The organism is Rouxiella sp. T17, from assembly GCF_036663475.1.
GTDB lineage: Bacteria > Pseudomonadota > Gammaproteobacteria > Enterobacterales > Enterobacteriaceae > Rouxiella.
Genome location: NZ_JAWUEA010000030.1, coordinates 76,878 through 98,528, shown reverse-complemented (window position 1 = coordinate 98,528; position 21,651 = coordinate 76,878). Strand labels below are relative to the sequence as shown.

At 55.9% G+C, this 21,651-nt stretch carries 9 protein-coding genes and 1 riboswitch; of the genes, 2 read left to right on the top strand and 7 right to left on the bottom strand.

What is annotated here, in order from left to right; genetic code table 11:
* Window positions 1–32: 32 nt before the first annotated feature.
* Together SC206_RS10845 and SC206_RS10840 are read left to right on the top strand one after the other, a co-directional pair.
* Window positions 33–1,322, top strand: coding sequence for an MFS transporter (locus SC206_RS10845; RefSeq protein WP_332737050.1), 1,290 nt, complete (start codon window positions 33–35; stop codon window positions 1,320–1,322).
* 189 nt (window positions 1,323–1,511) lie between these two features.
* Window positions 1,512–2,198, top strand: a complete 687-nt coding sequence (locus SC206_RS10840) for a GntR family transcriptional regulator (protein ID WP_332737048.1) — start codon at window positions 1,512–1,514, stop codon at window positions 2,196–2,198.
* A 22-nt stretch (window positions 2,199–2,220) separates the two neighbouring features.
* Here SC206_RS10840 and thiD read toward each other — a convergent pair whose 3' ends face one another.
* The 7 genes from thiD to SC206_RS10805 form a co-directional block, all read right to left on the bottom strand.
* Window positions 2,221–3,039 carry a bifunctional hydroxymethylpyrimidine kinase/phosphomethylpyrimidine kinase gene (gene thiD, locus SC206_RS10835; protein WP_332737046.1) on the bottom strand — a complete coding sequence of 273 codons (819 nt, stop codon included), beginning with the start codon at window positions 3,037–3,039 and terminating at the stop codon, window positions 2,221–2,223.
* A complete protein-coding gene (gene thiM, locus SC206_RS10830) occupies window positions 3,039–3,857 on the bottom strand; it encodes a hydroxyethylthiazole kinase (protein WP_332737044.1) in 819 nt (272 codons plus the stop codon). Before thiM ends, thiD begins: the two co-directional genes overlap by 1 nt.
* 34 nt (window positions 3,858–3,891) lie before the next feature.
* Window positions 3,892–3,988: riboswitch (TPP riboswitch) on the bottom strand.
* A 157-nt stretch (window positions 3,989–4,145) separates the two neighbouring features.
* Window positions 4,146–5,393 carry an ATP-grasp domain-containing protein gene (locus SC206_RS10825; RefSeq protein ID WP_332737042.1) on the bottom strand — a complete coding sequence of 416 codons (1,248 nt, stop codon included), beginning with the start codon at window positions 5,391–5,393 and terminating at the stop codon, window positions 4,146–4,148.
* A gap of 525 nt (window positions 5,394–5,918) precedes the next feature.
* Window positions 5,919–7,145 (bottom strand): HlyD family type I secretion periplasmic adaptor subunit, encoded by a 1,227-nt coding sequence (locus SC206_RS10820; RefSeq protein WP_332737040.1) that lies wholly within the window; start codon window positions 7,143–7,145, stop codon window positions 5,919–5,921.
* Window positions 7,142–9,325, bottom strand: a complete 2,184-nt coding sequence (locus tag SC206_RS10815; protein WP_332737038.1) for a type I secretion system permease/ATPase — start codon at window positions 9,323–9,325, stop codon at window positions 7,142–7,144. Before SC206_RS10815 ends, SC206_RS10820 begins: the two co-directional genes overlap by 4 nt.
* Window positions 9,322–10,773 carry a TolC family outer membrane protein gene (locus tag SC206_RS10810; protein ID WP_332737037.1) on the bottom strand — a complete coding sequence of 484 codons (1,452 nt, stop codon included), beginning with the start codon at window positions 10,771–10,773 and terminating at the stop codon, window positions 9,322–9,324. The genes SC206_RS10815 and SC206_RS10810 overlap by 4 nt, the downstream gene beginning before the upstream one ends.
* 76 nt (window positions 10,774–10,849) lie before the next feature.
* The gene (locus SC206_RS10805; protein WP_332737035.1) at window positions 10,850–21,598 is read right to left on the bottom strand and encodes an Ig-like domain-containing protein; all 10,749 of its coding nucleotides are present in this window, start codon (window positions 21,596–21,598) and stop codon (window positions 10,850–10,852) included.
* Between the last annotated feature and the right edge of the window lie 53 nt (window positions 21,599–21,651).

Below are 21,651 nucleotides of genomic sequence, written 5' to 3'. Positions count from 1 at the left end.
CACGATTAAAATAACACCATGTGGAGCTGCTCATGTTTAAGAATCTACGCTGGGTCATCGTATTCCTGCTGTGTCTGGTTTACATGATAAATTACCTCGACCGCGTTGCGCTGTCGATTACTGTTCCGATGATAGAAAAAGAGTTGACCATTAATCCCGAGCAGTTCGGGATGATATTTGGCAGCTTCTTCTTTGGCTATGCCATCTTTAACTTTATCGGCGGATTGGCGGTCGATAAATTCGGGCCGACCGTGGTCATGGGTATTGCCGTAACGATGTGGTCAATATTCTGCGGCATGACGGCGATGGCCACCGGCTTTTATTCGATGCTTATTCTGCGCGTGCTGTTTGGTATGGCGGAAGGTCCGATTTGCGCCTCGGCCAACAAGATGGTCAACGGCTGGTTTCCGAAGAAACAGGCCGCGACGGCGATGGGGCTGCTCAGCGCAGGCTCGCCTCTCGGCGGTGCGGTAGCGGGTCCGATTGTGGGCTATCTGGCAATCTCCTTCGGCTGGCGTCCGGCTTTTATGATTATCGCCGCTATCGGTATTGTCTGGATGGTGGTGTGGTTCTTTATCGCCTCGGATAATCCAGAAAAAAGTAAGCGTGTCACTGAACAAGAACGTCTTTTGGTTAATCAATTGAAGAGCGAGAAGATTAATGAAGAGGAAGATTTAACTCAGGCGCCGCATTCGCTGGGCTATTATCTGCGTCAGCCGATTATATTGGTCACCGCCTTCGCCTTCTTCTGCTACAACTATATTCTGTTCTTCTTCCTGAGCTGGTTCCCAGCCTATTTGGTTCAGGCGCACGGGCTGAATATTAAAGAGATGAGTTTGACGACGGTTATTCCGTGGATTGTCGGCTTCGTGGGTCTGGCATTAGGCGGGATTATTTCCGACCGCATCTTTAAATTTACCGGCCGCCTGTTGTTGTCGCGTAAAATTGTCCTGGTCGTTAGTTTACTTGCCGCCGCCGTGTGCGTCGCGTTGGCCGGTGTGGTGACCAGCGTAGTACCGGCCGTATTGTTGATGTCAGTCTCAATCTTCTTCCTTTATACCACCGGCGCTATTTATTGGGCGATTATTCAAGACGTGGTCCATAAATCAAAAGTCGGCAGCGCCAGCGGATTTATTCATCTGATCGGCAGCGTGTCGGGAATTATCGGCCCGATTGTCACCGGCTTTATTGTGCAGAATACCGGCCATTTCGACAGCGCCTTTATTCTGGCGGGCGGTGTTGCCGCGCTGGGCGCTATTCTGGTGTTCTTCGTGGTCAAGCCACCAAAACATCAGCCGGACGCGCGCGCGTTGCATCACTGATTGCTGAATGGAGAACTGATTGCGGAAAAGTTGATGAGTGAAATCTCACGGTAAAGAGCACATTAAATCGGGGTGCAGGATTGCCCCGATTTATCACTTTCCTGCCCTTGGCCATTTATTCCATCGCAAAACCTGTTGGAAACTCATGCTATTATGGTGTTATTACATTCTCAGAACATAGCTTTCGCCATGCCAGAATCTTATGAGTTAAACGGTAATCTTCCGGTCAATCAGCAGATTTATCGCACCCTGCGTCAGGACATCGTGGCCTGTATTATTCCTCCCGGCGCGTTTTTGTCTGAAAAGGATATTTCAGCCCGCTTCAACGTTTCGCGCCAACCCGTTCGTGAAGCCTTTATCAAGCTGGCCGAAGCGGGATTAGTGCAGGTGTTGCCGCAGCGCGGGACATTTGTAATGAAAATTTCCGCCAAACGCGTGGCCGACGGGCGTTTTATTCGCGAAGCGCTTGAAACCGCCGTCGTTCGACGCGCTGCCAGCGTGGTGACTGATCGCGATTTAGCGTTGCTCGCGCACAACTTGCAGCGTCAGGAATTGGCCGCCAAAAGCCAGCAGGCGCAGGAATTTCTCCAGCTGGATGATGAATTCCATCGCCTGATTGCCGAGATTATCGACTGCCGTTTAGCCTGGGAAACGATCGAGAATATCAAGGCGACGATGGACCGCGTGCGCTTCTTCTCGTTAAGCAAAGTTTCGCCGCCAGAGAATTTAATTGCCCAGCATTACACCATTTTTGCGGCGCTGAAGGCGCGCGATCCCGATGCCGCCGAGCAGGCACTACGCGCGCATTTGCAGGAGATGATTTTCTCGATCACCCCTATCGCCCAGCAAAACAGCGAATGGTTTGAAAACGACTAGGGCTTTTCAAACGAATAGAAAGTTACCACCAGCGATGAAAATGATGCACGGGGCCGATGCCCTCACCCACTTCCAGCGAGTCGGCCTGCTGCAACGCCTGTTGTAGATACGCTTTCGCCTCGCGAACCGTCTCAATCCAATTTGCCTGACGAGGACGAATCGCCGCCAGCGCCGCGCTCAGCGTGCAGCCCGTGCCGTGGGTATTTTTGGTTGCCACGCGAGGTGCCGTAAATCGCTCGCGATAGTCGGCGGTCATTAACCAATCCGGACTTTCGCTGTCACTCAAATGGCCCCCCTTCATTAATACCGCCTCGCAGCCCATCGCCAGCAACGCCTCGCCCTGACGGCACATTTCGCGCTCGTCGGTCGCCATCTCGCAGTTCAGCAACGCGGCGGCTTCGGGCAGGTTTGGCGTAATCATCGACACCTGCGGCAGCAGCCAATGTCGCAGTGCCTCGACGGCGTCGGGCGTCAGCAGCGGATCGCCGCTTTTCGCCAGCATGACCGTATCGAGCACCACGAATGCCGGCCCCTTGTGCAGCTTGCGATAGTGACGCAGCCTTTCAGCCACCACCTCTACCACCTGCGTATTTGCCAGCATGCCGATTTTTGCGCTATCAATGCGCACATCACTCAGCACTGAGTCGAGCTGCGCGCCAACAAAATCTGGTTCGATATTATAAACCGACTGCACGCCACGGGTATTTTGCGCCACCAGCGCCGTAATGACGCTGGTGCCGTAGGCTTCGAGTGCCGAAAAGGTTTTCAAATCGGCCTGAATGCCCGCCCCGCCGCTAGGATCGGTGCCTGCGATTGTCAACACATTGATTCTCTTACTCATTATGCGCCTCCGTTTGCATTTTCATTCGCAAGTGATTCCGCGCCGATCAGGTAAAGATGGTCAAGGAAAGCTGGCGTGAAGCTGCCGGGCCCTTTGGCTTCGCGACTGGCTAATTCCCCCGCGCAGGACATCACGCGGCAGGCGGCGGCAACGTTATCGACTCGCTCACCTTTTAAGGAAGTAAACGCCGCAACCACTGCCGAAAGCGCGCAACCCGTGCCGACCACGCGTGTCATCAGCGCGTCGCCGCCCGGTACCGCCCAGCTTTTTTCGCCGTCGGTGATGTAATCTACTTCGCCGGTTACGGCGATAACCGCGCCCGTTTGACGCGCCAAGGCTTCGGCGGCGGGTAACGCGGCCAGTGAAGTGTCGCCGCTGTCTACGCCACGACCTGAAGCAGCAAGGCCGCTCAACGCCATGATTTCAGAGGCGTTTCCGCGAATGGCCGCCGGTTTTAGCTTAATAATTTGGTGGCAGAATTCCGTGCGCCAGCCGAGTGCGCCGACGGCGACCGGGTCAAGCACCCACGATTTATTGGCTTCGTTTGCCGCGTGAATGGCGGCAAGCATCGATTCGGCGCGTGCAGAAGTGAGCGTGCCGACATTGACCAGCAGCGCGTTGGCGATGGCGCTAAACTGCGCGGCTTCACGGGAATCAATCACCATCGCGGGCGACGCACCGAGCGCCAGCAGCACGTTGGCGGTGATCGATTGCACCACGTCGTTGGTCATGCAGTGAACTAAAGGTGAGGTTTGGCGAAACTGCGTGAGAGTGTCGGCGGCCAGGCGGCCCGGAAAAACAGGAGGTCGAGTCATCATAAAATTCCCAACCGGCGATCAAGAAGGGGTACCGGTCGAGATACCACGACTTCCCTACGCTGGCATTATCCAGATCAGGTTATACGGGTATTTCTCAGCCTTCACAAAGAAGGGCACCCCGAGTCGATAAGCAATTTAACAAATCTTGCGCCAGCTTACGGGAAGCGGCTTGTTGATACAAGCCTTAGCCAGCGTACTTGACCGGTACGCTATTTATCTATTTATCTATTTATCTATTTATCTATTTATCTATTTATCTATTTATCTATTTATCTATTTATCTATTTATTACAGATTTTCTGATTCCCATTTCCTGTATAACTCATAGGAATTTTGAATGTCATCCTTATTATCGCCTGTAATAAAGAACGCAGCTGGGCAAGATGTGACATCGATAGTCGGACTCAGTAGTGTGTTGTTGGCTATTTTCATAATGACACTCACAAATCCAGGAAGTGTATTAAGGAACCCTTTGAATTCGGCATGTGAAAAGGGTTTTCGCTGAGAGGCGATACTATGAATGCAACGTAATAGTTTTGACTGTGTATATTGCTCCACGGCTAGACCAAATAAGTCTGGACGGGTATACGCGAACCTCATGAGTTCCAACTGATCGCTGCCCGTAGCAAGGCGAATGGCTTTCGGATTAGCCGCACCGGAAACGCGCGCTCCTATTTCAATAAGCGTTGCTCCATCCTCAGCTAAAATTAGCTCGGTATGGCCAGCCCCTTTAACGATTCCGACGGCATCTAACGCTTTTAAGGTATATTCTATAGCGCGTGTTGTATCTAATGAACAAGGGTCACACAGCTCATCAAAGTCATAGAGATTTCTGCCAGAAATAAGCTTTTTTGATACTTTCCATACATCGGTGACTTTATGCTTACCTCCAAGACTCGCTGTATTAACAACAAATTCTGTCCCTTCAATAAACCTTTGTATCAGTGCATTATCATTATGGGAATGTAAGCAATTTTGCTTACCCGTAATTTTCAGGGTTGCCTCTTCAACGTCTGTTTCTGACGTGCATATATATACATCATCTGAACCACCACTATCAGGAGGCTTAACGACAACCTTGCCCTCTCCATATTGCTTAAACCAATCTTTAAGTTCTTCGGCATCATGACTAAGAAACTGCTTCGTCGTTCGTAATCCTGCAAGTTCTACCGCTTGATTCATCAAAAATTTATTTCGACGGAGCGCCGTCGTTGCGGGATCGTTGCCTTCTAAACTTAACGCCCATGCAATCCACTCACTCAGCGCGACAGCACATTCACGACCAGGAATAACAGCTATTGGGTTATGAGTTGCAATTTGTCTCAAGTTTTCATCTTCAAGCCCGTTACTCCAACGGTAGCAAGCCTTATAGCGGTGCTTGTTGAAACTAGGGTTGGACAAAACATTAATAGCACTGTCGGACTCGATATGAATAAGGTCGAAATGCTCCTCGATTTCATTACTCACCCAGGCTCCTACTGATATAGCATTCACAATCGCTACTACCGGCTTTTGATTTTCTGTTTTTATTTCCATTATGAATACATCTCTTAACGTAGAGGGTAAGTTGAACCCGTTTTTTTCTTTTTAATGAAAAATAAGCGAAGGAAATTAACCACTCAAATACAACCCTGTGAAAATACTTATATTTAAACATAGCGTCAATATAAAACTTTTTATTTTAAAAGAGTGTACAGCGCATTGCGGATATTTAGATAAAAACGGTGAATGTATTATACTGACATTATATTAATTTATTATTAATAGTATAAATATACTCTTCCCAATCAATTAACTTTAAACATAGTGAAGATTAATTTCATATATTTACCTATATCGTTACCTATATTATTACTGATCTCATTACTTATCTCATTACTTATATCGTTACTTACCAATGTAGTTATTATGAAAACCACCTTCTACTGACAGTAAATAATTGTGTTTTTTATCTCCCTACTGACGCTAAAAAATTCTGATTTAGCAGACGGTTACGATTTTTGCCGCCGCTTTCAAATGAAAACGGCGGCAAAGAGAGGGTTGATGAAATGAAAGTGGTGATTAACGTTCGCGGAGGGCTTCTTTGGCGCGGTTAAACGGTTTGATCAGATAATCCATCACCGATTTCTCGCCGGTTTTAATGTCAACCGTCGACACCATACCCGGGCTTATCGAGAAGCGTTTGCCCGCTTTATTCTGCACGTAGTCGTTATCCGTGCGGATAAAGACGCGATAATAGTAGATTTCCGGTTTTACCTCGTCTTGAATAGTGTCGGGAGAAATCCCTTCAACGACGCCGTTCATACCGCCGTAAATGGCATAATCGTAGGCGGAGATTTTCACTACCGCGCGCTGGCCCGGATGAATAAAGGCGATATCACGCGGCGAAAGGCGCGCCTCTATTAACAGGCGATCGTTGAGCGGCACAATGTTCATCAGCTCGCCGTTTGGAGGAATGACCCCGCCGACGGTCGAAACTTTGATATTTTTCACAATGCCGCGCATCGGCGAACGAATAGTCGAACGCGTTACCGTGTCTTCGCGCCCTTTCACCACCTGAGACATACTCGCGGCTTCGGCGTTGGCCTTCGCCAGCTCCTCGCGCGCCTGCACATAATATTGTGAGCGCATGTCGGTCAGCTTAAGCTCCAAATCTGACTTATCTCGCTGTAAACGCAATACTTCTACGCTACTGGCGGCACCCGTTTTTGCCAGACGCTGGGTGATGGCAAGTTCGCGATTGGCTAATGCCAAAGACTCTTTAAACTGCGCCGTGGCATCGTTCAGCTGGGCGCGACGTGCTTTATACAGCCGCGTTTCAGAGGCGATAAGTTCGGGAAAGGCGTTCAGCTCCGCCGGAAAAGTCAGCTGCTGGTCATTAACCTCGGCATTCAAACGCGACGCCGCCGCCAGCGCCGCACGATAGCGCGCCGCACTTTCGCCTACGTTGGACTGCGAGCGTGTGGCGTCGAGGCGCGCCACGATTTGCCCGGCCTCGACTTGATCGCCTTCGTGTACTTTCAGCTCGGTTAAAATTCCGCCTTCCAACGATTGCAGTACCTGATCGCGCGAGCTTGGAATAACCTTGCCGGTGCCGGTCGAGACTTCGTCGAGCATGCCGAACCAGGCCCAAACCAGCGCCACCAATAGCAGAAATGCGCTAATGACGATTAAACGCACCGCGCCGGAATAGTGCGTTTCGGAGCGCAACTCGCCGAGCAGATCGTCGGACGAATCAACTTCAGCCGCTGTAACCAGCCGCAGATTGGCAGACAATTGCTTGCTCATGATCTCACCTCCGGCTGAGTTCCGTTGGCACGCGCGCCGGGGAGCGCATTTTCTTTCGGACTGTCCATCACCAGCTGCCCTTCTTTCAGCACCAGTATGCGATCAACCAGCGCGAGGATCGCCGCGCGGTGCGTCGCCACCACCAGCGTGCGGCCATTCAGCCACTGGCCGAGACGCTCGATAAACTCTTTTTCGGTGTGATCGTCGAGGGAAGAGGTCGGCTCGTCGAGCAGCACGATGTTCGGGTCACGCAGCAGCATGCGCGCCAGCAGCAGCGACTGGCGCTGTCCGCCGGATAATCCCACGCCGCCTTCCATAATCGGATGGTCGAGGCCAAGCTCGAGACGACGAATAAAATCGGCCCCGCCACTGACGGTCAGCGCACCGAAAATCGCCTCATCGGTCGCGTGCGCCGCGCCCAGCGTGAGATTTTCACGCAGCGTGCCGTGGAACAGGCGAGCATTTTGAGTCAGCAAACCGACGTTGCGACGCACGTCGGCGAGGTCGATGTGCGGCAGGCTAAGGTTATCCAGCCGCAGTTCGCCGCCGATTAAATCCATGCCGCCGGCCATCGCCTGAAGCATGGTCGATTTGCCGGACCCGTTGCGTCCCAGCAGGGCAATGCGCTCGCCGGGCTTGATAATCAGGCTTTTAATCTTCAGCGCAATGGTCAGCGAATCGGCGTTATAGCGGAACATGGCGTCAGTAAACTGATAGTGGCCAAACAGCACCGGACAGTGAATTCGCGTCTCGTCCTTGCTGTTTTCCACCGGCAGATTCATCAGCGCATCGAGGCTGATTTTCGCCGCTTTCACCTGCTGCCAGCGCGCCAGCACGCCGCAAAGCGTCGCCATCGGCGCAATCATTCGCGAAGAAAGTAACGACGCCGCAACAATCGCACCCGTCGAGATATCGCCGTTAATCACCATCGGCGCGCCCACCACGATTACCGTGGCATACACCAAACCCTGCACCGTCACGCCCCAGCTTATCAGCGAGTGCATGACCTTACGCATTTGCACGCCAGACTGCGCGGTAATGCGAATGTAGCTGTTCCACTGTTGCAGAAAACGGTCTTCCGCCTGCATCAGCTTGATATCTTCCAGCCCCTGCACGCTTTCAACCAGCACCGCATTGCGCAGCGTGGACTCTTTCAACGCCTGCTGAGCGAGTTTCGCCAGTTTCTTCTGGCTGAAAATACCCGGCAGCACCATTAGTAATACGGCGACCGGCGCTATCCACGCCAGCTGCGGCGCAATAATCGCCATCACCAGCAGGAACAGCAGGAAGAACGGCATGTCGACGATCGCCGAAACGGTGGTCGAGGTGACCATCTCACGGATCGCTTCCAGCTCGCGCAGCTGCGAGATAAAGGTGCCCGTTGAACGCGGCACCGCGCTGTTTCTCAGGCGCAACGCATGGCCGAAAACGCGATCGGAGACGCGCATGTCGGCGCGCTTGCCGAGCAAGTCGGTGACGTGATCGCGCCCGACGCGCAGGATATAAGTGAAGATTACCGAAATAATCACCCCACCGTAGAGCACGTAAAGCGTGGGGTAAGACTGGGCCGGAATCACCCGATCGTAAACCTGCATCGAGAAGATGATCCCGGCGAGCGCCAGCAGGTTGATCAGGAAGGATCCGAGCATCACGTAGCTGTAAGGTCGCAGATCCCGCAGCACCAGACGACGCAGCCAGTCGGGCCGCACGGCGGTGAGATAGCGATCGACGCGGCTGTCTTTGGCGGCGGTTACCGGTCGCAGCGCGGCGGCAAAGCTTATCGCGGGCAGCAAGGTTTCCAGCGCAATCGGCGTCGGCTGTTCTTCGCCGGCAAAATGCACCCGCACGTCATCCGCGCCGTCAAAGCTGGTGATCACGCCGACCTGCCCGTCGTCCAGTTCTACCGCCAGCGGCAGTCGCCAGTGGGTAATCTCCCAGTTATTGTCGTGATAAAGCTGCAGCGATAATCCGGCCTGTCGCGCCAAATGACGCAGCGCCTTGTCGCGCGGCTGGTTGCCCTGCCATTCGCTGCTCGCCATGATCATGCCCGGCGAGCAAGGCAGCCGATAATGGGTCGCAATCAGAATGATCGCCGTCGCCCAGCCGTTTAACGGCAGATTTTCCCCTTCGGCGCTGTCAGGCTGATTTTCGGGAACGTCGGGAATTTGGAGTTGGGTCATGGCTGGATCTCCACGGACTGGATCCGCTGATTATTCAGAGCAAACGCGGACCGCAGCTGCCCGGTGCTGTAAAGGCAATCGAGTTGCAGTGAGCGTAACTGGCTGATGGTTTGCTGGAGAGTAAATCGGGTTTGAAACACTTCCTGCTCGGCGTTGAGCACGTCAAGTAATGGACGGGTGCCGAGTTGCAGGTATTGATCCTGATAGAGTTCCTGCGTTTTCTCGCCTAATTTCTGCTGTCTTGACTGAATCGCGAGGCTGAGTGCCAGACTTTGTGATTCGTTTTGTGATTCGCTTAGCTGCTGGCGTGCTTTGAGACGCGCCGAATTTACCGCCGCGTTGGCCGCGCCCACCGCATTGGCGGCGGCGTCGCGACTGGCGGTGGTTCCGCCGCCCTGATACAGCGGCATTTCAGCTTTTACAAACGCCGAATACTGGGTGCGATCCAGCTCGGCGCTGCCGGAATAGTTGTCGTTGAGATAATGCGTAACCTGCGGTTCAAGCGAAATAGTCGGCAACAGCTGCGCGTTGGCGTTATCGAGCTTGGCCTGCGCCTGATTGGCCTGCGCATAGGCGGCAAGCACCGCCGGATTCAGCTTGTCATCGGCGACGCCAACCTGACAAGAACGCAACAGTTTGTCGGGGAAAGCATCGTTGACTTTTTTAACCATCGGCCAGCCGAGCAGGGTCGCCAGCGTGGCACGCCAGCGATCGAGATTGGCCTGATACTGGGTCAGCGTGGCGCGCGCGCCTTCTATACGGGCATCGGTTTGGGTGGCATCGGAAAGTGACGCCGCGCCTTCGTCATTACGCTGGCGCGCTAAATCGCCAATCTTGCTGAGCGCCGTCAGCTGCTGCTGGGCAATTTTCACCAGCTGCTGATAACCCTGAACTTCAACGATCGCGGCGGCGGTATCGTGGGCGACGGTGTCGATGCTAACCAACACGTTGGCCTGCTGTTGCGCTACGCCTGCCTCGGCGGAACGCACGGAGCTGCTGACTTTGCCAAAGTCATACAGCATCTGCGAAACGGAGAGCACAAACGAGGGGCTAAAACCTTTTTCGACGTAGGCGTTGCTGTAGCCGTTATTCATCCCTGCGCTGATTTGCGGATAATATTTGGCTTTCGCCACGTCGACCTGATTAGTTTGTTCGAGCATGTTACTGATGGCTTCGGCAATGTCTGGATGCCATTGAACCGCGCGCTGAACCGCCTGATTAAGCGTTAAGGAGTCAGGCACGTTGGCTAATGCGGGGGCGGAAACTTCACCGGTTAATGACGGTAGATCCTGCTGTTGCGCCAGTCCTGAAGTGGTAATGTGCGCCGTGGTGATAAGGCTATCACTGGCTGCAACGGTCTGAGAAGAATAAAAAAAAGCGATGCCAGCACACAATACGCTGAGCTTGGTAAAACGGCGGTATGTTGCGCCTGATTGCATCAAATCCATCGATAATCCACCAGTCAATTAGAGAAAGGGGCGCATCCCTGCGCCCATAAAGCATCCCTGCGACATCTAACACATTTTACGCCGTGGTAGTTTGGTGCGGTTGTTGCAGCAGTTCCTCCAGTGATGCGTTAACGCCTTCCAGCGTAACCAGTTGAGTGCTGCTGAACGCCGTTCCGGTTCCGTCACGGTCAATCGAAAGAACGGTATTGCCATCCGTAGTATGGTTCACACTGACGAAATCATTAACATTACTTGTAGAATCATTCCAGCCAATCAGCAACTCGCTAACATCGATTTTGTCACCTTGCGCAACATTAAAGTCCGTCCAGGTGTCATGACCGTTGCCGCCCGTTGCATCGGCCGTCGCCAGCAGGTGATAAACCAGCGTATCTGCGCCCGCACCCGCCGTGATGGTGTCGTCGTAGGCACCGCCGGAAAGTGTCTCTGCCGCCGCAGTACCGGTGACAGTCGGATGCAGCTCGATGGTGAACGAGTTCTGCGTGATAGTGCCGTCGGTTGCCGCCAGCGAGTAGCTGAACACCTCTTTATGCGTGATGCTTTGTGCACTGACATCCGCATTAAGGCTATAGGTGTAGGCACCGTTGGCCGCTATCGACAGCACGCCGTAATCGCCGGCAACCGTGGTGGTTCCCGTGCTGCTGACGGTGGTTTCGGCCCCGCTTTCATTAAAGATGCTTAAGGTTCCGGTGTGCGTTTCAGTAGAGTCGCCGTAGATACTGCCGCTGGCGTCACTCGTGGTCTCCGTGCTTTCGGCAAACAGGCTGTTGGTGGTAAGCAGCGTGGTTGCCGCGCCGTCACTCAGGTTGACGGTCAAGGTGGACGAGGTCACCACACCTGCTGCATCCGTCACCGAGTAAGTGAAGGTTTCAGAGGCTGGCAGCGTGTCAATATCCAGCCCGCCTTTCAGCGTGTAGGTGTATTGACCATGCGAGTCGACGGTTAACGTTCCGTACGTCGTGTTGAACGTCGTATTGCCATTTGCCGCCACGGCGCCGCCATCAACACTGGTTATTGCCGTATTGGCTGGAACCACGCCCGTATCGGAACTGGTGTCATTCTCCAGCAGGTTACCGGTGACGGTCGCTGCGACAGTAACGGCCAGCGTGGTGACATCCGAGGTTGTACGGATAGTGGTCACTGGCAGCACGCTGACGTTCAGGTTCGACGCCAGTACCACGGCATAGTTACCTGTTCCGAGAGGATTCAAGGCGATGGTCTGCCCCGTATGTGCACCAAGGGAGAGTATGCCCGCAAAGTAGTTAGGTACGCTCTGAACCAGTGCCCAGCTACCATCGGCCTGCTGCTCATACACGTTTAAGGAGTAGTTAACGAGTAATCCGAGTACGCCGCCCAGTGTCGCATTGACCGATACTTCGCGTGTATCATCTTCACCCACGCTGAACAGGTACGCATTATTAGTGCCTATGACGGTAGCAGACAGCAGATTACCCAATCCGACGGTGACCAATGCCACATTCGTTTCACTGGTCAGTGGATTGTTGACCGACGCCAGCGTGGTGGTGTAATCCACCTCATTGACATCGGCGACAGCAACGATCTGAATCGCACTCCCCACCGTAGCTGCTGGCGACACGTTGCCCGCAAGGTCGGTCTGGGTGACCGAAAGCTGAGCGCCCGTGGTCTGCGGCGTAGTCAGGGTTACCGTGAAGCCGCCACCGGCACCGGCCGTACCTGTACCGATAATCGCGCCACCCGCGTCTCTCACGGTGATGGTTGAGTTCGCCTCGCCCGTCCCCGTCAACGTGGTGCCCGCAGTGTTAACCGCCAGATCGACTACCGCCGCCGGCGCGATGGTATCGACGGTAATCGCAACAGGCGTGGTTGCCGCACTGACATTACCGGCTGCATCGGTCGTCGTGACGCTAAGTGAATGCGCGCCGTCGGTCAATGCTGTTGGCGTAAAGCTCCACGCGCCCGCCGCATCCGCAACTACCGTTCCCAGAACGGTCGCGCCGTCTAGAATGGTAACCAGCGCGTTGGCCGCCGCCGTACCGGCGAGGGTCGGCGTATTGTCATCGGTAAACGCACCCGTTAACAATGCGCCAGTCGTGGTTCCAACGTTATCGGTGATGGTCAGACCCGTTACCGGAGCGGGTGCGATGGTATCAACGGTAAAGGTGAACGAAGCGGCCGGGCTGACGTTGCCCGCCGTATCGGTCGCCGTGACGTTCAGGGTATGCAGCCCTTCCGCCAGCGTGGTTGAGGTGAAGCTCCACGCGCCCGTTCCACTTGCCGTCACCGTACCCAGCACGGTGGTGCCGTCCAGAATGGTAACGCGACTGCCCGCTTCTGCCGTACCTGTCAGCAGCGGCGTGCTGTCATTGGTCAAGCTGTTGTTGGCAATCGCCGTGACGACGGTCGCGTTGTTGTTGCTGGCCGTGAAGGTCACTGGCACTGGCGCGGTGGTATCAATATTTACGGTCGAGGTGGTTGCGCCACTCACGTTGCCTGCCGCATCGGTTACGGTCACCGTCAGCGGATGTGCGCCGTCGGCCAGCACGCCCGTAGTCAGGCTCCAGATACCGTTGGCATCGGCTGTCGCAGTGCCAACCGCCGCACCGTTTTCAGTGATGGTGATGGTGCTGTTGGCCTCGGCCACGCCGCTCAGAGTTGGCGTTGAATCGCCCGTCGTGCCGCCGTTTGCTACCACCGTATTGGCAACATCATTGGTGACAACCAGCGTCGATGCCGTTGGTGCGATGGTATCTACGGTAATTGGGAAGTTGGTCGCCGCGCTGACGTTACCTGCGGCATCGGTCACGGTAACGCTCAGCGTATGAAGACCATTGTCGAGCGCCGCCGTGGTAAAGTTCCACGCCCCGCCCGCTCCAGCAACGAAAGTTCCCAGCACCGTTGTACCGTCATAGATAGTGACGATATTGCCCGCCGCCGTCGCCGTTCCTGCCAGCGTTGGCGTGGTGTCATTGGTGCTTGCACCGCTGGCCAGAATACCGGTGATCGGAGCGACGTCGTCGGTAACGGTCAGATCGGTAATCGGCGCCACGGCTGCCGTGATGACGGTTAAGGTCAGCGTAGCCGCAGGACTCACGTTACCCGCAGCATCCGTTGCCGTGACGCTAAAGGTGTGCGCGCCATCGCCAAGCGTCGCCGGGTTGTAACTCCAGGTGCCGGTTGAACTTGCCGTTACTGTCGCCACCTGCAGGCCATCTTGCAGAATAGTGACGGTACTGCCAATTTCAGCCGTACCCGTCAGCGCCGGTGTGCTGTCGTTGGTGCTGCCGTTGTCGGCGATAGGAACGGCAACCGTGCCGTTATTATTGCTGGCTGCGATAGTCACCGCACCCGGTGCGACGGTATCGATAGTGATTGTCGTCGTGCCGGACGCCACGCTCACGTTGCCCGCGGCATCGGTCGCCGTGGCGGTGAGAGTATGCGGACCTTCGCCGAGCGCAGCATTAAAGCTCCACACTCCGCCCGTCGCCGTGACAGTACCGATCACGTTGCCGCCGTCCAGAATGGTCACTGTCGCACCGTCTTCCGCAACACCGCTCAGCAGCGGCGTGACATCATTGGTAGAACCGCCATTTGGAATGATGACTGGGGCTGCGCCGTCATCGTTGCTGACCACCAGCGTAACCGCGACAGGTGCCGTGATATCGACGGTAAAGTTCAACGTTGCCGATGGTGCGCTCACGTTGCCCGCCAGATCAGTCACTGTCACGCTGAGCGCGTGCGCGCCCTGGCTAAGAGGATCTGTATTGAATGCCCACGCACCGGTCGTTGCATCCGCCACAACCGTTCCAATGGCGGTCGCTCCATCGTAAATAGTGACGGTTGCGCCCGTTTCGGCGGTTCCGCTCACCAGCGGCGTATCGTCGTTGGTGCTGCTGCCTTCGGTGATGGCTACAGGCGTTGCCGCATCGTCGTTGGTGACCAGAAGGTCAATCGCTGCATCAGGTACGACGGTATCAATGGTAAGGGTGATAGGTCCGGTATCGGTGATATTTCCTGTTGTATCCGTGGTGGTAATAGCGAAGGTATGATCGCCATCGGCCAGCGCAGTCGGAGTGTAACTCCACTGGTTATCGGCACCCACAGTAACGGTAGCTACGGTAGCGCCATCAATGATGACAGCGATGGAACTCCCCGCCGTAGACAGCCCGCTCAGTACCGGCGTGTTGTCGTTGGTGCTGTCGCCGTCGGCCAGCGCAACCAGCGTGGTGCCTGCATCGTCGGTGATTTGCAGGGTAGAGGTCGCGGGTGGAATACCGGCTTCGATATCCAGAGTAAACGGCGTTGCCGTGCTCACGTTACCGGCGAGATCAGTGACGATAATGCTGAAGTCATGCAGACCGTTGCCAAGTGCGACAGGCGTGATAGTCCAGGTAAGATCATCTCCCACCAGCGCGGTGCCCAGCAGCGTGTCACCTTCGTAAACGCTGACCGTGGCTCCGGCTTCCGCCGTGCCCGAGAAGGTTGGCGTGTTGTCATCGGTAATCGCATTGTTCAGCAATGGACCTTGCGTGTCGCCAACATCGTCGGTGACGACCAAGCCAGCCACTGGACCCGGTGCTGCAGCATCGACCGTGATGGTGTAGGCTGCAGACTGCGCGCTCTCATTACCGGCTGCATCCACCGCCGAAACGGTAAAGGCGACGGGCGTGTCATTCGCCAGCGTGCCGGTTTGGAAGACCCAATCCCCGGCCGCCGAAACCGCCGCCGTACCAACCTGTACGCCATCCTGATAAATATTGATTGTCGTGCCCGCAACGCCTGTACCTACCAGCTCTGGCGTAGCGTCATTCGTCAATCCGCCATTGGCGATAACCGCCAGCGAACTGCCGTCGTTGTTGTAAACCGCGAAATCACCGACATCGATAACGGCAGGCGGTGTGAGATCGACGGTGAAACCAACCGTGGTTGCCGCACTGACATTACCGGCTTCGTCGGTAACCGTAATCGACAGATTATAGGTTCCCTCTGCCAGCGCATCCGGCGTAAAGCTCCATGCGCCCGTGGTGGCATCGGCAGTGACAGTACCAAATGGCGTGCCGTCAGCAGCGTTCACCAGCGTGATGGTGCTGCCAGGTTCCGCGGTGCCACTGATAACCGGCGTAGCATCGTTGGTCAGGCCGCCATTGGTGATGGTGACCGGAGCATCGCCTTCATCATTTTGCACCAGCAAGCCTGCGACCGGTTCAGGTGCAGTGGAATCCACAGTAAGGGTGATAGTTGGCGAATTCTCGCTAACGTTGCCTGCTAAATCGGTAACGGTGGCGTAGAACCCGTGCGTATCATCAGTCAAGGTTGGTGATTGGAAGGTCCAGGTGCCGTCCTCAATAGCGACAGTCGTGCCGACAATCTGCCCGTCTTCGTTATAAATGGTGACGGTGCTTCCCGCTTCCGCCGCGCCGCTCAACAACGGCGTGTTGTCGTTGGTCGTTGCAGCATCGGCGAGGTCAGTTGCCGGATCCACATTATTGTTGCTGATCGTGATGGTGGTAGCATCTGGCGCGGTAGCATCAACCGTAAAGGTGATGGTGGCCGCATCGCTGACATTACCGGCAGCGTCTACGGCCTGCACGGTCAGATTGTAGGTGCCATCGTCCAGTTCGGTGGTCAGCGTGACCGTGAACTGTCCGTTATCGCCGACCGTCGCGGTGCCCACAACATCGGTACCGTTCAGGACGTTAATAATGCTGCCCGGCGCGCCCGTGCCTGAAATCAGCGGCGTGCTGTCGTTGGTGAAGGTGCCATCGGCATTCACGACAACCGCCGTGCCGTTATCGGCGCTGACCGCCAGCGCAGCCGGCGCATCCGGAGCTACCGTATCGATTTCTACATTAATGACGGCTGGCGCACTGATATTACCGGCCGGATCGGTGGCAGTAACATTCAGCGCGTGCAGACCATCGGCCAATAGCGCAGCATCTGGAACGGTGAAGGTCCAGATCCCTGTATCACCAACGACGACGGTTCCAAGTGGGGCCGCGGTCAAATCTGCACCATCGTAAATCGTGATAGTGCTGCCCGCTTCGGCGGTTCCGCTGATGACAGGCGTTGGGTCGTTGGTTAAACCGCCATCCGGAATAGCCACCGGATCGGCAGTCAGATTATTGCTCAACGCGAGATCTGCTACGACTGGCGGGACGGTGTCTACGGTGAGCGTAATTGGCGTACTCACGTCGCTGACGTTACCGGCTTCATCCGTAACAGTGGCAGTGAAGGTGTAGGTGCCGTCGGTCAGCGTTGGCGTGTAGCTCCAGTTACCGTCTGCGTCGGAAGTGACCGTGTCCAGCAGCACGCCGTCTTCAAGAATCGAAACGACGCTGTTGGCCTCGGCGGTGCCTTGCAGCAACGGCGTGTTGTCGTTGGTGGCGCCGCCATCAGCAATGCCCACTGGCGCAGCGCCGTCGTCGTTGCTGAAGGTTAAACCGGCCGGCGCGTCAGGTGCCACAGTATCGACATCGAAAGTGATCGCTGCTGAAGCAGGACTTTCGTTACCCGCCAGATCCACCGCTGTCGCCGTCAGAACGTGCGTGCCTTCTCCCAATACCGGCAAGGTAAAGCTCCAGCTGCCGTCGGCTCCGACTGTTGTCGTTCCAAGCGGAGCATCGCCATCAAACACGTTGATTGTCGTGCCCGCTTCGGCGCTTCCTGCGCCGCCGCTCAAGACCGGCGTGCTGTCATTGGTGGTCGTGCCGTCGAGAATAGGCACCAGCGTGCTGCCCTCGTTATCGTTAAGCAGCACAGCATCTGGCGCAGTTGGAGCCACGGTATCGATAGTCAGATTAATCGGTTCGGATGCTACGCTGCTATTACCCGCCGGATCGGTGACCGTCGTAGTAATAGTGTGCGCACCTTCATCTAACGGCGCGGCAGGTGTAAACGTCCAGTTGCCATCGGCATCGACAGGCGCAGTGCCTACAGCGACCGGATCGCCATCAACAAATACGCTAACCGTGCTGCCAGGTTCGGCCGTGCCGCTCAATACCGGCGTAGTGTCATTGGTCGCGCCGGTGGTTACGGCCACGGCAGGATCCACCGCGTCACTGGTAATGATGATATTTGCTGCGGCATCCGGCGAGGTAATATCCACCGTAAAGGTAGTAGGATCACTGGCTGGGCTGACATTACCGGCAGGGTCTGTCACGGTAGTCGTGATACTGTGATTGCCTTCGCCAAGCGCTGGCGTATTGAAACTCCAGGTGCCGTCATCGCCCGCCGTGGTCGTACCCAATACCGTGGTGCCGTCCAAAATAGTCACCGTGCTGCCTGCTTCTGCAGTACCTGTCACCACTGGGCTAACGTCATTGGTTGCCACACCGCCTGTCAGCGCAGTACCTGCATCATTGCTGATGACCACGCCATCGGCCGCCGCTGGCGGAGTTAAATCGATATTAATGACAATGGGATCAGCCGCCGGGCTGACGTTGCCCGCCGCATCGCTGACCGAGGTGGTGACCGTGTGATCGCCTTCGTCCAGCGCTGGCAGCGCGTAACTCCAGTTACCGTCAGCATCGACAGTTACCGTGGTCGGCGTGCCGCCATCGACAGTAATCGTCACCGTGCTGCCTACTTCCGCCCAGCCCGTCAGAATTGGCGTGGTGTCATTGGTAGAACCGGTAGTAATTGGCACCAGCGTGCCGGTCTGATCGTCATTGAAGACCAGACTGACGGCTGCCGCAGGAGGTTGAGTATCGACGGTGAAGGTGATCGGATCGGAGGCCGGACCGGTATTCCCGGCCGCATCGGTAACAGTTGTCGTCAGGCTATGATCGCCTTCGGTCAACACTGGCGCGGTAAAGGTCCAGTTGCCGTCTGCATCGACCGGCGCGGTGCCAATTACCGTAGTGCCGTCCAGAACGTTGACTGTTGTGCCCGGCTCGGCGGTACCGCTCAGCACAGGCGTCGTGTCATTGGTCGCGCCGCCCGCTTCAACGGGAACTGGCGTACCGGTAGTATCATTGCTCAGCACCACGTCGCCCGCTGCATCTGGCACAAGGGTATCGATAGTGATGGTGATATTGCCGGAATCGGCAGCGTTACCCGCCGCATCTGTCGCGGTAGCGTGGAAGATATAAATGCCATCTGGCAACGCATCAGGGGTAAATTGCCACTGTCCGGTGGCATCTGCCGTTACGGTACCCAGCACATCATCGCCGTTGTAAATCACGACGGTGTTATTGGCACCTGTCAGCCCGCTCAGCGTCGGCGTGCTGTCTTTGGATGACGCGCCATCGTCCAGCAGGACCAGCGTGCTGCCGGTATCATCGGTGATTTGCAGCGAGCTGGTTGCCGGCGGCAAATCTGCATCGACGGTAAAGGTAAAGGCATCGGTGGCCGCGCTCACGTTACCCGCAGCGTCGGTTACCGTCACAGTAATGCTGTGATCGCCATTGCTTAGCCCGGTCGGCGTGAAGGTCCAGTTGCCATCCGCATCTGCCGGAACCGTGCCGAGAAGCGTGGTGCCGTCGTAAACATTGACCGTCGAGTTGGCTTCAGCCTGACCACTCAGCGTTGGCGTGCTGTCGTCAGTGGTATCGCCCGAGGCCAGCGCGCCGACGACATCACCGACATTGTCGGTCACGGTCAGGCCGGTTGCCGCCACAGGCACTGTAGTATCAACAGTAAAGGTAATCGGATCGGAAGGTGTGCTGACATTGCCCGCCTGATCGGTCACTGTCGTGGTAATGCTGTGATCGCCTTCGTTAAGCGTAGGCGTGGTGAAGCTCCAGGTGCCATCGTCGCCAACAACCACGGTGCCCAGCTGGGTGTCGCCATCGGAAATGGTTACCGTGGTGCCCGGCTCGGCAGTACCCGTCAGGACTGGCGTGTCGTCATTGGTCGCACCACCGGCAACCACTGGCACATAGGTGCTGCCTTCGTCATTATTCAGCACCAGATCGGCCGCAGCGTCCGGCACTAAAGTGTCGATAGTGATGGAAATATTGCCGGAGTCGGTGACGTTACCGTCGCCATCTGTTGTGGTCGCGTGGAAGACATAGGTGCCGTCTGCCAGCGCGGTGGTGTCGTATTGCCATTGACCATTAGCGTCCGAGGTGACAGTAGCCAGCTCGACATCGCCATTGTAAATCACTACGGTCGCATTGGCCGCCGTCAGGCCGCTCAGTGTTGGCGTGTTGTCGCGGGTATAATCACCGTCGTTCAATAACACCAGCGTGCTGCCAGTATCGTCAGTGACTTCCAGCGTCAGCGTTGCCGGTGGCAGCGCGGCATCGATATTCACGATGAAAGCGTCGGATGCCGGGCTGACATTGCCTGCAGCATCGGTAACCGTCGTGGTAATGCTGTGCGGACCGTTAGTCAGCGCGTCAGAGGTGAAAGTCCAGTTACCCGCGGTATCGACAATAGTGCTGCCCAACAGGGTGTCGCCATCGTAGAAGCTCACCGTGGTTCCGGCTTCGGCCTGACCCGTAAACACCAGCGTGTTGTCATCGGTTTCTGCGCCGGAAGCTAAAGGTCCTGCTAATCCGCCTTCATCCGCCGTAACGACAAGGCCGGTCACCGCATCAGGTGCGACCGTGTCGACAGTAAAGGTAATGGTCGTTGCAGGGCTCACGTTGCCCGCGGCATCGGTCGCAGTAATGCTTAAAGTATGGCTGCCTTCGCCAAGCGTCGGACTGGTAAAGCTCCAGGTTCCGTCGGCCCCGACAACCACAGTGCCCAGCACGGTGTCGCCATCGGTCAGCGTCACGGTGCTGCCGACTTCTGCGGTACCGGAAATCACCGGCGTATTGTCATTGGTTGCGCCGTTTGGCGTGACCTGCAAGGCGACTGCGCCTTCATTATTGATGACGGAAAGATCGCCAATGGCGTCAGGTGCAAGGGAGTCAACGGTGAAGGTAACAGGATCGGTCGCCGTGCTGGTATTGCCTGCGGCATCGGTTACGGTGACAGTGAGGCTGTGCTCGCCATCGGCCAAAACGTCCGTGGTGAAGGTCCAGGTGCCATCCGCGCCGACAGTTGCCGTGCCGAGAAGCGTGCTGCCGTCGTAGATATTGACCGTGCTGCCCGCTTCCGCCGTACCGCTTAAGGTTGGCGTGTTGTCGTCAGTGGTGGTGCCCGTAACGATAGCGCCCTGCACGGCACCGACATCATCGGTAATCAGCAGGTTTGCGACAGGAGCCGGAGGGGTCGTATCATCGCCGCCGCCGCCGTTATCACCACCGCCATTGTCACCGCCGCCATTGTCACCGCCGCCGTTATCACCACCGCCATTGTCGCCGCCGCCGTTATCACCACCGCCGTTGTCGCCGCCGCCGTTATTACCACCGCCGTTGTCGCCGCCGCCGTTATTACCACCGCCATTGTTACCGCCGCCGTTATCTCCGCCGCCGTTGTTATCCCCACCGCCGTTATTATTATTGTCGTCGTCAGAGCCGCCGCCGCCGTTGGAACTACCAATAATCGCGGCCGCTCCGCCTAAAAGTGCGGCACCTGCGGCAAGACCGATAATTGCGTTGTCGCTTAGGCCATCTTCAGCCAACAGTGCGTCGGTGCTATCAATAGAGACGTAATGGAAGCCTTCTGTACCGGGATCTTCTACCCACCACAGTGCGCCTTGACTGTCTTGCAATACTAAATCGCTTTCGCCATTCGGGCCGTAAAAGTTATGAATAACCAGTGTTTCGCTACTCTTTGTGGTGACGACTAAATCATTACCGTTGCGTGTGAAAGTCTTAATATCTGATTGATTAAGATTAAGTTTTACTAAACTAGGAGCGGTCAGATTAACTTGGTTGCCGCTAAGTTCGGAAGCAATTGTTCCACCCTTTGGCGTGACAGAGATATTATTCATATTATCGTTTTCCCGCGTAGATATTGACATCCATAAAAACGCCCGGCATCCGT